The sequence below is a fragment of the Streptomyces lydicus genome, assembly GCF_004125265.1.
GTDB lineage: Bacteria > Actinomycetota > Actinomycetes > Streptomycetales > Streptomycetaceae > Streptomyces > Streptomyces lydicus_C.
This window is the reverse complement of record NZ_RDTE01000003.1, coordinates 1,388,613-1,404,193: the sequence shown is the minus strand read 5'-3', so window position 1 is coordinate 1,404,193 and position 15,581 is coordinate 1,388,613. Positions and strand designations below refer to the sequence as shown.

13 protein-coding genes are annotated in these 15,581 nt (G+C 72.5%); 8 read left to right on the top strand and 5 right to left on the bottom strand.

What is annotated here, in order from left to right:
* Positions 1-15 precede the first annotated feature (15 nt).
* The 3 genes from D9V36_RS08635 (at position 16) to D9V36_RS08625 (ending at position 4,511) form a co-directional block, all read left to right on the top strand.
* Positions 16-459, top strand: coding sequence for an SRPBCC family protein (locus tag D9V36_RS08635; protein WP_129293237.1), 444 nt, complete (start codon positions 16-18; stop codon positions 457-459).
* A gap of 253 nt (positions 460-712) precedes the next feature.
* Positions 713-3,304 carry an MFS transporter gene (locus tag D9V36_RS08630; RefSeq protein WP_431357655.1) on the top strand — a complete coding sequence of 864 codons (2,592 nt, stop codon included), beginning with the start codon at positions 713-715 and terminating at the stop codon, positions 3,302-3,304.
* 283 nt (positions 3,305-3,587) lie between these two features.
* Complete coding sequence (locus D9V36_RS08625) at positions 3,588-4,511, top strand: alpha/beta fold hydrolase (protein ID WP_129293236.1); 924 nt, start codon at positions 3,588-3,590, stop codon at positions 4,509-4,511.
* A gap of 144 nt (positions 4,512-4,655) precedes the next feature.
* On the opposite strand, the gene D9V36_RS08620 is transcribed toward D9V36_RS08625, so the two are convergent.
* Complete coding sequence (locus D9V36_RS08620) at positions 4,656-5,531, bottom strand: serine hydrolase (protein ID WP_129293235.1); 876 nt, start codon at positions 5,529-5,531, stop codon at positions 4,656-4,658.
* A gap of 322 nt (positions 5,532-5,853) precedes the next feature.
* Positions 5,854-6,735, bottom strand: a complete 882-nt coding sequence (locus D9V36_RS08615) for a helix-turn-helix domain-containing protein (RefSeq protein ID WP_129293234.1) — start codon at positions 6,733-6,735, stop codon at positions 5,854-5,856.
* A 379-nt stretch (positions 6,736-7,114) separates the two neighbouring features.
* On the opposite strand from D9V36_RS08615, the gene D9V36_RS08610 reads away from it, so the two are divergent.
* The 4 genes from D9V36_RS08610 to D9V36_RS08595 are packed head-to-tail and all read left to right on the top strand — an operon-like array spanning position 7,115 to position 12,337.
* Entirely contained in the window at positions 7,115-7,948 is an 834-nt protein-coding gene (locus D9V36_RS08610; RefSeq protein ID WP_129298271.1) for a M55 family metallopeptidase, read from the top strand.
* Complete coding sequence (locus D9V36_RS08605) at positions 7,941-9,305, top strand: M20/M25/M40 family metallo-hydrolase (protein WP_129293233.1); 1,365 nt, start codon at positions 7,941-7,943, stop codon at positions 9,303-9,305. The genes D9V36_RS08610 and D9V36_RS08605 overlap by 8 nt, the downstream gene beginning before the upstream one ends.
* Positions 9,306-9,347: 42 nt before the next feature.
* On the top strand, positions 9,348-11,408 hold the full coding sequence (locus D9V36_RS08600) for a prolyl oligopeptidase family serine peptidase (RefSeq protein ID WP_129293232.1): 2,061 nt from the start codon (positions 9,348-9,350) through the stop codon (positions 11,406-11,408).
* The gene (locus D9V36_RS08595) at positions 11,405-12,337 is read left to right on the top strand and encodes a S66 peptidase family protein (protein WP_129293231.1); all 933 of its coding nucleotides are present in this window, start codon (positions 11,405-11,407) and stop codon (positions 12,335-12,337) included. The genes D9V36_RS08600 and D9V36_RS08595 overlap by 4 nt, the downstream gene beginning before the upstream one ends.
* An 81-nt stretch (positions 12,338-12,418) precedes the next feature.
* Here the strand turns inward: D9V36_RS08595 and D9V36_RS08590 are convergent, their stop codons facing one another.
* The 3 genes from D9V36_RS08590 to D9V36_RS08580 all read right to left on the bottom strand — a co-directional run bounded on the left by D9V36_RS08590 (position 12,419) and on the right by D9V36_RS08580 (position 14,620).
* The gene (locus D9V36_RS08590; protein ID WP_088800950.1) at positions 12,419-12,613 is read right to left on the bottom strand and encodes a ferredoxin; all 195 of its coding nucleotides are present in this window, start codon (positions 12,611-12,613) and stop codon (positions 12,419-12,421) included.
* Positions 12,614-12,648: 35 nt separating this feature from the next.
* Positions 12,649-13,836: a cytochrome P450 gene (locus D9V36_RS08585; RefSeq protein WP_129293230.1), complete on the bottom strand. Its 1,188-nt coding sequence runs from the start codon at positions 13,834-13,836 to the stop codon at positions 12,649-12,651.
* 145 nt (positions 13,837-13,981) lie between these two features.
* Complete coding sequence (locus tag D9V36_RS08580; RefSeq protein WP_129293229.1) at positions 13,982-14,620, bottom strand: TetR/AcrR family transcriptional regulator; 639 nt, start codon at positions 14,618-14,620, stop codon at positions 13,982-13,984.
* Between the two features lie 45 nt (positions 14,621-14,665).
* Here D9V36_RS08580 and D9V36_RS08575 point away from each other — a divergent pair, with 45 nt between their 5' ends.
* A complete protein-coding gene (locus D9V36_RS08575; protein WP_129293228.1) occupies positions 14,666-15,562 on the top strand; it encodes a DUF2867 domain-containing protein in 897 nt (298 codons plus the stop codon).
* Positions 15,563-15,581: the final 19 nt, after the last annotated feature.

Sequence of the window (15,581 nt, the reverse complement as noted above, 5' to 3'; positions counted from 1 at the left end):
CTGGAGGACACAGATATGGGGCAGGTCGAGGCCATCACGCAGCGCGAGATCGCGGCGGACCCGGAGGACGTGTTCGACGCGCTCGCCGACTACTCCGGCACGCGCCGGCAGCTGCTGCCCGAGCAGTTCAGCGAGTACGAGGTCCGCGAGGGCGGTGACGGCAAGGGCACCCTCGTCCACTGGAAGCTCCAGGCCACGAGCAAGCGGGTGCGCGACTGCCTGCTGGAGGTCGACGAGCCGACCGACGGGCAGCTCGTGGAGAAGGACCGCAACTCCTCGATGGTGACCACCTGGGTCGTCACCCCGGCCGGCGAGAAGCGCGCCAAGGTCGTCGTCACCACCACCTGGCAGGGCGCCGGCGGTATCGGCGGCTTCTTCGAGCGCACCTTCGCCCCCAAGGGGCTCGGCCGGATCTACGACAGCATCCTCGACAACCTCACCGCCCACGTGACGAAGTGATCGGCCTTTCCCACCCGTCACCCTGAGCGCATGCCGTCACTCTCACCGGTTCGGGTGGTTTCCGGTGAGCGGAAGCGTCCCGGCCGCCGGAACGCTTCCGTACGGAAAGCCCTGATGGGAGCCCAATAGGCGCCCCGGGCAACGTACTTGATGCCCCTTCCCGCCCTGCCCGCGCCCTTTCGTCGTGGTGGATCGGTGTTGTCGCCCAATGCGAGAAATTGGGCGGCAACAGGCGTGACGAGGGGAGCAGTGCGTGGCCGGGACCACCCTGAGCGAGCGGGGCGAGCGGAGCGGTCCGCCCGTCTCCGGCACGACCACGGCCCCGGCCGCGCATGACAGCACCCTCGGCATCGACGAAACCGACAGGCTCGACAGGCCCGAGGAGCCCGCTCCCGGTGCGACGGCACCGGCCGGGCTCCGCCGCGGCCGCCTGGCCGTCCTCGCCCTGATGCCGGCGCTGCTGCTCGCGGCCCTCGGCCAGACCGTCGCCATCACCGCGCTCCCCGAGATCGCCGACGAGCTGCACGGCCCGGACACGATGCCCCGGGTGGTGACGTCCTACCTCCTCGCCGCGGCCATCGGCCTGCCGCTCCACGGCAAGCTCGGTGACCTCTTCGGCCGCAAGCCGGTCTTCCTCTTCGCCCTCCTCGTCTTCACCGCCGGCTCGGCGCTGGTCGGCTGGTCGCGGACGATGGACGAACTGGTCGCCTTCCGGGCCCTCCAGGGAGTGGGCGGCGGCGGGCTGCTCATCGGCGTCCGGGCGGTCATCGCCGACGTCGTACCGCCGCGGGTCCGCGGCCGCTTCCTGGGCCTGACCGGCGCCGCCTACGGACTCGCCTCCGCGGCCGGCCCGCTGATCGGCGGCCTCTGCGCCGACCGCGTCTCCTGGCGCTGGTGTTTCTACCTCAACGTTCCGTTCGGCGTGCTGTCGCTCCTCGTCCTCGCCCTCGGCCTGAAGCTGCCGCGGCCGGTGCGCCGCGCCCGGCCGGACATCGCCGGAGCGCTGCTGCTCGCCGCGTTCGCCACCTGCCTGGCCCTGCTGGCCAGTTGGGGCGGTACGCAGTACGCCTGGAACTCGCGAGTCGTCCTCGGGCTCGGCGCCGGTGCGCTCGGCTGTGCCGTGCTGTTCCTCGCCGTCGAGCACGTCGTCGCCGCACCGCTGATCCCGCTGCGGCTGTTCCGCGACTCGGTCTTCCACATCACCGGCCTGACCGGCGCCGTCATCGGCCTCGCGCTCTTCGGTGCCGCCGGTTACCTGCCGGCCTTCCTGGAGAGGGCCGGCGGGGCCACGGCCACCGAGTCCGGGCTGCTGATGCTGCCCGTGACGGGCGGCCTCGTCCTCGCCGCCCTCGTCTCCGGCCGGCTCATCAGCCGCACCGGCCACCACAGGGCGTTGCCCGTCCTCGGCTGCGCGCCGGCCGGGGCGGGGATGTGGCTGCTGTCGCGGATGCCGCAGCACACTCCGCGCGAGGTCTGCAGCCTCGGTATGGGCCTCCTCGGAGTCGGCATCGGCCTCGTGCTGCCGGTGCTGCTGCTCGCGGTGCGCAGCTCCCTACGCGCCGCCGGTCCCGGTACCGCGACCGGGGCCGGCCACTCCTTCCGGCAGCTCGGCGGCAGCGTCGGAGCGGCCCTCTTCGGCGCCCTCCTGGCCGACCGATTGGCCCGCGGACTCGGCGACCGGCCGTCGGCGCCGGCGCGGCCGTCCGCCTCGGAGCCGTTCCCCCCGCACCTGGTGCGCGCCCTGCCCGCCTCGCTGCGCGACAGCGCCGTCGCCGCGTATGCGCATGCCGTGCCGGGGATCTTCTTCTACCTCGTGCCGATGCTCCTCCTGGGCCTTGTGCTCGCCTTCTTCCTGAAAGAGAAACCCCTGGTGTCCCACGCCTCTCCTGCCCCGCAGACCTCCCCGACCCCGCACGCCCCGCATGCCCCGTACGGCGATCCCGCCGACCCCGCCGCCGTGCCCCCGGCCCGTTCCACGGCCGACGCGACAGCCCCCAATACCCCCAACACCCCCCACACCCCCGACAGCAGGACGGCTTACCCCCGGACGCACGGCTACGGCAGCGCCGGAGCACCCCCCGTCACGGTCGGCGTCCCGGTGTGCGGCACCGTCCAGCACCACGACGGCAGCATCGTGCCGCGCGCCGCGCTCACCCTCATCGATGTCACCGGCCGCCAGGTCGGCCGCGGCGCCACCGGCGACGACGGGCGCTACGCCCTGAGCACCCCGGGGGCCGGCTCGTATGTGCTGATCGCGGCCGCGGGCGGGCACCAGCCGCAGGCCGTCACCGTCACCGTCGGCGAGCGGCCGGTCGAACTGGACGTCGTGCTCGGCGGCGCGGGACGCCTCGCGGGCACCGTCACCACCGCCGACGGCACACCCGTACGCGAGGCCATGGTCACCCTCACCGATGTCCGCGGCGAGGTCGTCGCCACCACCCGCAGCGGGCGCGAAGGGGGCTATGTCATCGGCGAGTTGGTGGCCGGCGAGTACACCCTCGCCTCCAGCGCCCCGGCGTTCCGCCCCGCCGCACTGCCGGTGACCGTGCAGGCGTCGCGGGAGACCCGCCAGGACATCGAGCTGGCCGGCGGGGCGGTGCTGCGCGGGACCGTACGGGCCGGCGGCGGCCGTCCCGTCGAGGACGCCAGGGTCACCCTCCTGGACGCCGCGGGCAATGTCGTCGACACCGCGACCACCGCCTCCGACGGGCTGTTCCGCTTCGTGGACCTGTCGGCCGGCGAGTACACCGTCATCGCCGCCGGATACCCGCCGGTGGCCACCGTTCTGCGGATGGCGGGCGGCGGCCGCACCGAGCGCGACCTCCAGCTGGGTCACGAGGACTGAGCGCTGCGCGGCGGACGCGAGGGTCGGCCGGCGCCCCCACGATGCCCACGGGTAGACGCGACGCCCACGCCAGACGTGACGCCCACGCCAGACGTGACGCCCGCGGCGGACGGTGCGCATGGTGTGCGGGCGGCACTCCCTCTTCGGGGGATGCCGTCCGTATGCCGTGGAGGGCAAGGCTCCGGCCCGGCTTCCAGGGGTGATTCCCGGTGAACCCGCCCTGAGGGCACGGTTGTTGCCGACCGCCCTGCGGTCGGCGAGGCCCCGTGATGGGATGGTGCGCATGGCGGATATCAGTTTCCCGGAGCCACGTATCGGGCCGGAGTGGGCCCGGCGGCGCATCGGGGCCTTCCGGGACGCGGCGGCGTTCGAACGGTTCGCCGCGGTGTACCGGGAGGCGATGGACACCCTGCCCCGGCCCGATGAACAGCGCACCGTGGACACCGCGTTCGGGTCGGTACGGGTGTACCGGTTCGGTACGGGCGCGGGCGTGCCGCTCGTCCTGATGCCCGGCAGGCAGTCGTGCACCCCGCTGTGGCGGACGAACCTGCCGGGGCTGATGAAGAGCGGACGCCCCGTGTACGCGGTCGACGGGCTCGGCGAGCCGGGCTGCAGTGTGCAGTCGGCGCCGATGACATCCGGTGCCGACCAGGCGGCCTGGATCGACGAGACGCTCGGTCAACTCGGCCTGGCCCGGGCGCATGTGCTCGGGGTGTCGATCGGGGGCTGGCTGGCGGTACAGGTCGCCCTCCACCGTCCAGGGCGCATCGCGTCGGTGATCGCACTGGATCCGGCGAGCACCTTCGCACCGCTGAGCTGGAAGATGATCGTGGTCTCGCTGGGCAGTGTGCTCCCGGGGATGCCGGCGGGGCTGCGCAACCGGCTGCTGGGCTGGATCTCGGGCGGTATCGACAACGCCGCCGACCACATCGAGGGCCGGCTGATCGCCTCCGGAATGCGGGACTTCAAGGTCAGCTTCCCGCCCCCGGCCAGGCCCGGCGACGACGAACTGCGCGCCCTGCGGGTCCCCGTGCTCGCGCTGATCGCCGGAAAGAGCATCGCGCATGATCCGCAGAAGGCGGCGTCCCGGGCCCGTATGCTGCGCGCCGGCACCGTGGAGGTCTGGCCCGAGGCCTCGCACGCGATCAGCGGGGAGTATCCGGAGCGGATCGCGGAGCGGGTGGAGGCGTTTCTCCGGGAGGCGTGAGGTCCCTTTCCGTACGGGCGGTCGGCCGTGTTTCGGCCGGCTGACCAGGGCGCGCACCGGTCAATCCGGCGGGGTCGTACGGGGATTGGGCAGCACCGTACGGGAATGCAGGAGCACCGAACCGGAACTCGGCAGCGCCGCGGATCAGTGCGCCAGATCGCGGTGGACGACCCGGGCGGCGCCCTCGACGGTGTCCACGCCGTAGTCCATGGTGCGGCTTCCGGTGGAGAGGACGGCCATGCCGTAGTCGTGGCCGCCGCCGGTGAAGGAGCCGACGCTGTTGACCCGCCAGCCGCCGGTGTCGCGCGGCAGCCAGCCGTTCTTGACGTGGACGGAGGCCGTGGCGGGGGCGCCGGCGGGCACTCCCCAGCGCTGGTCGGGGGCGACCCGGTGCATCAGGTCGAGCGCATAGCCGCGGGAGGGCGCGGTGAGCACCGCGTTGTCCGTGGTCAGCAGCTGCATCAGGGCGAGCTGGTCGGCGGCGGTGACCTGGGTGAGGCCCCAGGCCTTGCCCGCGCCGGGGACGGTGTGCCCCATCCCGGCCAGGGACAGGAAGCGCTTGATGCCGGCCGGGCCGATCTGGTGCCAGAGGGCCGAAGTGGCGTCGTTGTCCGACTTGGTGATCATGGCGGTGGTCCGCTTCACCTCGTGCGGGGTCAGTTTGCGGTGCGCCTCCTGGCTCTGCCGCAGCAGGGCGCCGAGCACGGTGACCTTCACCACACTCGCCGAGTCGAAGTGGGTGCCGGCCTTGAACTCGCAGCGGGTGCGGGTCGGCCGGTCGTAGATCGCCAGCGCCGAGGCGCCCTTGCGATCGTGGAGGGCGTCGGCGATGTCCTGGGACAGGGCGGGTGCCAGGCCCGGCTTCTTGGAGGTGCACACGACCCGGGAGTCGCCCACCGGCGTGCTGGAGGTGCTGGCCGAGGCCGAGGTCGCCGTGGTGAGTGCCGTGAGCAGTGCTCCGGCGGCCACGGCCGCGGCCAGCCCACGGCGCGTCCGGGTGGCTATGCGTGATCCGTGCATCAAGGTGGTGTCCTGTCCCGCTGTGTATCGGAGGCCCGCTACCGGGTGGCCGGCCTCGGGTGACCGACGGTGCTCCGGGCCGCTGCGGCCGTGTGCGGCCGGGGTCCCGGTGGAGGAGTCACAGTGACGATACGGGGCGGGGGTCTGGGCACCTTGGGGAAATGGGACAGATTGTCCGTATTTGGATTGCGCGGCGTGGTGTGATTTTCGACAAATCGGGCGGTGGGTTCGGTGGGGGTGGGTTCGTGGGGTGGGGTGCCTCCTGAGGGCGTCCCGGACTGGGGGTGTCCCGGATTCCGGTTCCGGTGGGTGCGGGTGGTTTCTAGGGGCGGGGCAGGGCCCTGCGGGGTTTGGCGGCGGTGCGTGGGCGGCGGGTGGCGGCCGCGCGCCGCCGTCGTACGCCGGACATCAGCTGGCGGCTGCGGAGCGCCATCTCGATCTCGAAGCGGGTCCGGGGGTCGCGAAGGCCGGCCCCGAACAGCTTCTCCAGCTGGCGCATCCGGTAGCGCACCGTCTGCGGGTGGATGCTGAGCGCCTTGGCCACCTCGGGAGCCCCCATGCCGCCGAGCCAGGCCAGCAGGGTGGCCTCCAGGCGCTCGCACCGCTCCGGCGTCAGTCCCGCGAGCGGGCTCAGATGGCGGGCGATCAGGGTGCGGGACAGTGATTCGTCCTGGAGGAGCAGGAGGGACGAGAGGTGGTCGTCGACGAACATCACGCCGGCCTCGGGGCCGTCGTGCGGGGACGCCAGATCCAGCAGCCGGGATGCGGCGCGTGCGGACGCGGCGGCCTCGTGCGCCGGAACCGCATGGCCGACCACGGCGGCGCGATGCCGCAGTACGCCCTTCAGCCTCGCCCTGCCGCTCTTGCCGTCGGCGAGCTGGGCGGGGATCAGCAGGCCCGGTGCCTCCTTCGGCGCGCTGACCAGACAGTCGCCCAGCGCGGACGCCACGAGATGGATGTCGGTGTCGGTGCGCAGCATGACGGCGCGCACCTTGTCGGGCAGCGGCCGGCCGCGTCGTAGTACCTCCTCGATCAAGCGGGTGACCTGCTGGTGACCGCCGCGCTCGATGACTTCCCGGAAGCCAGGATTGCGTTCGCAAAGTGTTTGCGCGATCAGTTCGGTCAGGATCGCGAGTTGGTCGTCTTCGCTGTCGGCCCGGATGCCGCGTTGCGGTAAGGCGTCGTTGAGGGCTTCGCTCACCATTCTGCCTCTGTTTCATCGCGTTCGAAGCTGGTCCAGCCTGTTCTACCTCACCCGGCACGTGCCGTCGGCAGCTGACAGAACTCGTTCGGATGCCCTTTCGGAATCCGTCAGAAGTCCTTCCGCTTTGCGACAGAAACTGCCTGAGATGCGGTGCCACAAGAGCGTACCCCCAGGTTCCGCTTGGAAGGAATCGTGGTGCAGCAGCGAAGAAAACGTGATGCTCGTGCCAACGGAGCCGCACCGGCAGCTCCTGGACGGGGCGTCAGCCCGGAGGCCCTGGTTAGGCTGGGGGAGCCGTTCGGGCCCTCCGAACGCGATGTGAACGAGTGATGTCGGGAATCGTGCGGACCGCCTCCTAGCTGCGATAGGACTGGTGAATGTGAAGATCCTCATCTCCGCGGACATGGAGGGCGCCACGGGCGTGACCTGGCCCGCCGATGTACTGCCCGGCACCCCTCAATGGGAGCGCTGCCGTCATATGTTCACGTCCGACGTGAATGCGGCGATCGCCGGATTCTTCGACGGCGGGGCCGATGAGGTGCTGGTCAACGAGGCGCACTGGACCATGCGCAATCTGCTGCTGGAACAGCTCGACGAGCGGGCGCAGATGCTCACCGGGCGGCACAAATCGCTCAGCATGGTCGAAGGCGTGCAGCACGGCGATGTCGACGGCATCGCCTTCGTCGGCTACCACACCGGGGCGGGCACCGAAGGCGTCCTCGCGCACACCTACCTCGCCAACACCCTCACCGGCGTCTGGGTCGACGGCACCCGCGCGAGCGAGGGCTATCTCAACTCCCTTGTGGTCGCCGGGTACGGCGTGCCGGTGGTGCTGGTCACCGGCGATGACCGCACCTGTCAGGACGCCCTGGGCTACGCCCCGCAGGCACCCGCCGTGCCGGTCAAGGACTATGTGTCGCGCTATGCGGCGGTGTGCCGGCCGCCGGCCCGTACGGCGGCCGAGATCCGCGCCGCGGCCTGCAAGGGAGCGGCGCTGGCGGTACGTCACGAGCCGTCCCGGCGCGGGCCGTTCCGGGTCGAGATGGAGTTCGACGCCGAGCATCTGGTGGGCGCGGCGACCTGCGTTCCCGGCGTGGAGCGAACGGGAGAGCGCCGCGTTGCGTATACCAGTGGGGACATGTACGAGGGGATCCGGTGCTTCAAGGCCGTGACCACCGTCGTGTCGTCCGCCGTGGAGGAGCAATATGGCTGAGCGGGAGAAGGCCGGGGAGCCGGCGGCCGGGCAGGCCGGAGGCGTCGGTCAGCAGGCGCTCGACGAGGTGGTGCGGTTCACCTCCGAGCTGATCCGGATCGATACGAGTAACGCCGGTGACGGCGCCTGCCGGGAGCGGCCGGCCGCCGAGTACGTCGCCGAGCGGCTGGCCGGGGCCGGGCTGACGCCGACACTCCTGGAGCGCAGCACGGGCCGTACGAATGTCGTCGCCCGCATCGAGGGCACCGACCCAGGGGCCGACGCCCTGCTGGTGCACGGCCATCTGGACGTGGTCCCCGCCGAGCCGGCCGACTGGAGCGTGCACCCCTTCTCGGGGGAGGTCCGCGACGGCGTGGTCTGGGGCCGGGGCGCCATCGACATGAAGAACATGGACGCGATGGTGCTCTCCGTCGTACGGGAGTGGGCCCGCAGCGGAGTGCGCCCGCGGCGCGACATCGTGCTGGCCTTCACCGCCGACGAGGAGGCCAGTGCCGAGGACGGCTCCGGTTTCCTGGCCGACCGGCACGCCGGGCTCTTCGAGGGCTGCACCGAAGGCATCAGCGAGTCCGGGGCCTTCACCTTCCACGCCGACCGCGGGATGCGGCTGTACCCGGTCGCGGCGGGGGAGCGCGGCACCGCCTGGCTGAAACTGACCGCCCTGGGCCGGGCGGGGCACGGCTCGAAGGTCAACCGCGACAACGCCGTCAGCCGGCTGGCCGCCGCCGTGGCCCGGATCGGCGCGCACGAGTGGCCCGTCCGGCTCACCCCGACCGTGCGGGCCGCGCTCGGCAGGCTCGCCGAGCTGTACGCCGTCGAAGTGGACACCGATGCGCCGGACTTCGACGTCGATGCCCTGCTCGGCCGGCTCGGCACGGCCGCCAAGCTGGTCGAGCCGACCGTCCGCAACAGCGCCAATCCGACGATGCTCGCGGCCGGTTACAAGGTCAATGTGATCCCCGGATCGGCCGTCGCGTACGTGGACGGCCGGGTGCTCCCCGGAGGAGAGGCGGAGTTCCAAGCGGCCCTGGACGAGCTCACGGGACCCGGGGTGAGCTGGGACTACCACCATCGCGAGGTCGCCCTGCAAGCCCCGGTCGACTCCCCGGCGTATGCCGCGATGCGGGCCGCGATCGAGCGCTTCGACCCGGGCGGCCATGTCGTGCCGTACTGCATGTCCGGCGGCACGGACGCCAAACAGTTCTCCCGGCTGGGCATCACCGGCTATGGTTTCTCGCCGCTCAAACTGCCCGAGGGGTTCGACTACCAGGCGCTCTTCCACGGCGTGGACGAGCGGGTGCCGGTTGAGGGGCTGCACTTCGGCGTCCGGGTGCTCGATCACCTCTTGCGCACGGTCTGACCGGCCGGAGTACGCCCGACCGGTGGAGGAGAGGAACTGCACATGGTGACCACGGCTCCGTACGGCGGCTGGACGTCCCCGATAGATGCCCGGGCGGTCGCCGCGCACGACGGCCGGCCGGCCTTCGTCGGCGTGGTCGGCGACGAGGTGTGGTGGACGGAGCCGCGGCCCGCGGAGGGCGGCCGGCGGGCGCTGGTCCGCCGGCGGCCGGACGGCACCGAGGAGTCGGTGCTGCCCGCGCCCTGGAACGTCCGCAGCCGGGTGCTGGAGTACGGCGGCCAGCCCTGGGCCGGCACGGTCACCGAGCACGGACCGCTCGTCGTCTTCAGCAACTTCGCCGACCAGCGGCTGTACGTCTGCACACCGGACGGCGGCGACGCCCCGCGCCCGCTCACCCCGCTCTCCGGCACCGGCGAGGGACTGCGCTGGGTCGATCCCGTGCTGCGCCCGGAGCTCGGCGAGGTGTGGTGCGTCCTGGAGGAGTTCACGGGCGACCGGCCGACCGATGTACGCCGGGTGATCGCGGCCGTGCCGCTCGATGGTTCCGCCGCCGAAAACCGCTCCCGCGTAAGGGAGTTGAGCGATGACCGGCACCGCTTTGTGACCGGCCCGCGGATCTCCCCGGACGGGCGGCGGGCCGCATGGATCGCCTGGGACCACCCCCTGATGCCCTGGGAGGGCACGCTGGTGAGGGTGGCCCGGATCACCGGCAAGGGCGAGTTCGAGGACGTCCGGACGCTCGTCGGCGACCTCGGCACCGGTGCGCCGGGCGGCGGCGCGGCCGGGGAGTCGGTCGCTCAGATCGAGTGGGCGGCGGACGGCTCGCTGCTCTTCGTCTCCGACCGCAGCGGCTGGTGGGAACTGCAGCGCATCGACCCCGACGGCGGGGGCGCGGAGCCCGGCGTGGGGGAGGGGCCGGGGCCCGGGGAGGGCGATGGCGCGGTGGCCCTGTGCCCGTCCCGCCAGGAGGAGTTCGGCGGGCCGCTGTGGAACGTCGGGCAGCGCTGGTTCCTGCCCCTGCAGAACGGCACCCTCGCGGTGATCCACGGCCGCGGCTCCACCGCCCTGGGCATCCTCGACCCGGTGACCGGCGAACTCGTCGACTCCGCAGGCCCGTGGACGGAGTGGGCCCCCACCCTCGCCGTACAGGGCAGCCGCGTCGTCGGCATCGCCGCAGGGCCGCACAGCTCGTACGAGATCGTCGAGCTGGACACCTGCACCGGACGCACCCGGGTGATCGCCTGCCGGCACGCCGACGTCCTGGACCCGGCCTACTACCCCCGGCCGCGCAGCCGTACCTTCACCGGCCCCGACGGACGGGACATCCACGCCCACATCTATCCGCCGCACAACCCCGACCACCGGGCGCCCGACGGCGAGTTGCCGCCCTTCGTGGTGTGGGCACACGGCGGCCCCACCGGCCACGCCCCCATGGTGCTCGACCTGGAGATCGCCTACTTCACCTCCCGGGGCATCGGCATCGCCGAGGTCAACTACGGCGGGTCGACGGGCTACGGCCGGGAGTACCGCGAGCGGTTGCGCGGCCAGTGGGGCGTGGTCGACGTCGAGGACTGCGCCGCCGTCGCCCGGGCGCTCGCCGATGAGGGCACCGCCGACCGTGCGCGGCTGGCCATCCGCGGCGGCAGCGCCGGCGGCTGGACCGCGGCCGCCTCCCTGACCGCCACCGACCTCTACGCCTGCGGCACCATCAGCTATCCGATCCTGGACCTGGCCGGCTGGGCCACCGATGAGACCCATGACTTCGAATCGCGGTATCTGGAGTCGCTGGTCGGTCCGCTCGCGGAGGTACCCGACCGCTACCGCGACCGCTCACCGCTGCACCGCGCGGACCGTGTCGCCGCGCCGTTCCTGCTGCTCCAGGGCCTGGACGATGTGATCTGCCCGCCCGTGCAGTGCGAACGGTTCCTCGCCGCGGTCGCCGGGCGCGGTACCCCGCACGCCTATCTGGCCTTCGCCGGGGAGGGGCACGGCTTCCGCCGGGCGGACACCATCGTGCGCGCCGTGGAGGCCGAACTCTCCCTGTATTCCCAGACCTTCGGCCTCGCCCGCAGCGACGTTCCGGTGCTGGAGCTGCGCGGATGACCGCGGCGGAGCAGGTGCGCGCACCGCGGCTGCGGCCCGGCGACCGGGTGGCGGTGGTGGCACCCAGCGGCCCCCTCGCACCGGAGCGGCTGGACCGCGGGCTGGACGTACTGCGGGGCTGGGACCTCGACCCGGTCGTCGCACCCCACGCCAGGGACACCCACCCGACCCTGCGCTATCTGGCCGCGGCCGACGAGGAGCGGGCCCGGGACCTGCAGGAGGCGTGGTGCGACCCCGCCGTCAAGGCCGTGTTCGCGGCGCGGGGCGGCTACGGCGCCCAGCGGATGGTCGATCTGCTGGACTGGGACGCCCTCCGGGCCGCGGCCCCCAAACCGCTGGTCGGCTTCAGCGATGTGACGGTGCTGCACGAGGCGTTCGCGGTGCGCGCCGGGGTGTCCACCCTGCACGGGCCGGCCGCGGCGGGGGAGGTCTTCCTCAAGGACGACGCCACCCGCGAGCATCTGCGGCGCACGCTCTTCGCACCCGAGACCGTCCGGGCCGTGGTGTCGCCGACCGCCCGGCCCCTGGTGCCCGGGCGGGCCAGCGGGATCACCCTCGGCGGCTGTCTGACCATGCTCGCCACCGAGGTGGGCACCCCGCGGGCCAGGCGCGGCGCGGCGGGCGGCCTCCTGCTGCTGGAGGACATCGGGGAGCCGCCGTACCGCATCGACCGGGCGCTCACCCAACTCCTGCGCGCCGGCTGGCTGGACGGTGTCGCCGGGATCGTGCTCGGGTCCTGGTCCGGCTGCGGTCCCTACGACCGGGTGCGGGAGGTGCTGGCGGACCGGCTGGGCGGGCTCGGGGTGCCGGTGGCCGAGGAGTTCGGCTTCGGGCACGGCGACAGTGCGCTGACCCTGCCGTTGGGCGTCCCCGCGGAGCTGGACGCGACGGCCGGCACGCTGACCTTCGAGCGGCCGGCGACCGTCTGAACGGGGCCTCGTTCGGCATCGTGCCCAAGGTGTCAGCCGGGTGCCGCGCGCGTCAGCCGGGCCGTCCGCGGGGGCGGTGGCTCAGTCGTCCGTGACCGAGATGGCCTGTACGGGGCAGGCACGGGCGGCCTCGCGCACCAGCGGGTCGCCCGCGCCGTCCTCACGGCCGGGCAGCAGGGCGCTGAAACCGTCGTCGTCCTGGGTGAAGACTCCCGGCGCGGTCAGGGCGCACTGGCCGGCGCCGATACAGCGGTCGGTGTCGATGGTGATCCGCATTCCGGACCCCTTTCTTTCGTCTGCCGTGAGGGCTGCTACCAGGCCAGTGGCAGTTCGATCATTCCTTGCAGGGTGTCGCCCGCCTTGAAGGGGATCTCGGCGGCCGGCACGGCGAGGCGCAGGTCCGGGATCCTGGTGAACAGCGAGCGCAGCGCGATGTCCATCTCGGCGCGGGCGAGGTTCTGCCCCAGACACTGGTGGATCCCGAAGCCGAACGCCACGTGGTGGCGGGCCGAACGGTCGAGGTCCAGCTCGTCCGGCGACGGATAGGCGGTCTCGTCCCGGTTGATCAGCGACGTGGGGAACAGGACACCGTCGTCGGCGCGGATGAGCTGCCCGCCGATCTCGATGTCCTCCGTGGCCACCCGCAGCATGCCGTCCGCGATGGACAGGAACCGCAGCAGCTCCTCGACGGCGGCCGGCATCAGGCCTTCCTCGGCCTTCAGCTGCGCCAGCTGCTCGGGGTGTTCGAGCAGGGTGAAGGTGCCGAGCGAGATCATGTTGGCGGTGGTCTCATGGCCGGCCACCAGCAGGATCATGGCGAGCCGGACCAGTTCCTCGTGGGCGAGGTCGCCGGGCCGCAGCCGCTCCTCGATCAGCTCGTCGAGCAGCCCGTCGCCCGGGGTCTTCTCCTTGTGGGCGATCAGCTCGGTGAAGTACTCCTCCAGCTCGATGCGGGCGGCCTCCGCCTCCTTGGCCGTAGGGCTGCGCAGCAGACGGCTGGACGCGTCCTCGAAGAACTCGTGGTCGGAGTACGGGACGCCGAGCAGCGAGCAGATCACCATCGAGGGGACCGGCAGCGCGAACGCGGAGACCAGCTCGGCGGGCGGGCCCTGGGCCAGCATCCGGTCGAGCAGTCCGTCGACGATCCGGTGGATGTCCGGCCGCAGCGCGGCGACCCGCTTCACGCTGAAGCTGGGGATCAGCATCCGGCGCTGGGTGTTGTGCTCGGGGTCGTCGACGCCGATCAGCGGGGTCCTGACCTGGCGGATCGCCGCGAAGCGCTCGACCGGCATCGGGAAGGCGGGGTTCTGCCGGTCGGAGGAGAGCCGCTGGTCGCTCAGCAGCGCCCGTGCCTCGGTGTGGCCGGTTACCGCCCATATCTTGCGGCCGTCGTAGAGCGTGACATGCGTCAGTGGCCCGGTCTCCCGCAGCGGCTGGTAGCCGGCGGGCGGGTGGTAGGGACAGGTGCGGTCCTGAAAGTAGGGGATGGCTTCGGTCACGGAATTCCTCCCGTACGAGGAGCTCAAGCGGATCGAGCTGCTCGGGTGTGAGATGCCCATGCGGAAGCGCGCCGTGTGGGCCGCGCTGATCTCACCTCATGCCTCGCATGCCGGGCACGTCTACGCGCAGTTCGGCCATTTTCGTTCAGGTTCGCTCATTTTCGGAACCTTCACCTCCGTTCAGCGGCCGTACGAGGGTGTCGACCACCGCGTTCACGTACCGGTCGCGCGCGGCACCGTCCGGCAGGGTCTGCGGGACGGCATGCCCGAGCTGGGTGTGTCCGAGGTAGGCGGTGTAGGCGAGCAGGCCGCGGCTTCGGGCCTCCTCCTCGGGGAAGCCCATGTCCGTGAAGAGCCCGGCGATATAGCCGAGGCGCCGGGTGGTCACCCGGGCGAGTGCGGCGGCCACCCCGGGATGTGCGGCGCTCGCCAGCAGTGAGGCGTCCCGCGGGTCCGCGGCGGACCAGTTCGTGGCCCTCAGGAGCAGCCGCCGCAGCCGCTCGCCGGGGTCGGGCTCGGCCTCCAGCTCGGTGATCACGGCCTCCGTGCCGACCTCCTCCCAGCGCTCCAGTGCGGCCTCGATCAGCGCGTTCCGGTTGGTGAAGTGCCAGTAGAAGCTGCCCTTGGTGGTGCCGAGCCGGGCGGCCAGCGGCTCCACGGCCACCGCGGCGAGTCCGCCTTCGCCCATGGCTGTCAGGGCGGCGTCGGCCCAGTCCCGGGCGCTCAGTCGTTGTCGTGCGCCGCCGTCGCGAGGTGCCTTCGCCTGTTGTGGAGCCATGTCCATACGGTACCGTACGGACAAACATACGCCACCGTATGGAGGTGCCCTGTGTGTGCCATCCGCGAGGTCCACAGCCGTGAGGTACCCGCCCCGGCCGAGGCGGTCGGGGCCCTCCTCGACCGCCTCGGCGGGGGCGAGGACGATCCGCTCTTCCCCACGCCCGCCTGGCCGCCGGTGCGCTTCGACCGCCCGCTGGGCATCGGTGCCGACGGCGGGCACGCCTTCGTCCGCTACCGCGTCTCCGCCTACGAGCCGGGCCGCCGCATCCGCTTCGACTTCACCGCCGGACAGGCCGGTTGGCACGAGTTCCGCGTGCGGCCGCTGGGGCCCGACAGCTGCCGGGTGGAACACGTCCTGGAGAGCAGGCCCTCGCCCGTCGGGGCCCTGAGGTGGCTGCTGGGGATCCGTCTCGTCCACGGCGCGGTCGTGGAGGAGGTCTTCGACAACATCGAGCGGGCCGCCCTCGGCCGCCTCCTGCCCCCGGCCCGCCGGTCCGCCCGCGTACGCCTGCTCGGCCGTCTGCTCTGGGACCGGCCCCGAGCCGTCCCCCTGCCCGCCACGGCCCGCCTGGCACATGACGCGTTCCCGCGAACGGACTTCCAGGACGCCTGGCAGCTGGAGCTGCGGCCCGGCATGCCGCAGGAACCGGAGGCCTGGCAGGGCGTGCTGGGCCGGTCGGGCTTCCCCGTCCTCGGGCGCACGGAGCACGAGATCCTGCTCGGCAAGGACGCCCGCCACCTGGATTTCCGGGCCTCGGTGCAGGTCGCGGACGGCCGGGTCACGCTGGGCACGGTCGTCCGCATCCACCGCACCACCGGCCGCCTCTACTTCGCCGTCGTCCGCCGCTTCCACCCGTTCCTCGCCCGCGCGATGCTGCGCCGCTGCCACCGGCGGCTGGCGCTCGCCGCACCGAGCGCGGGGGAGCGGGAGGCGGCGCGGGCGTGACCCGGGCCCCGTGCCAGAC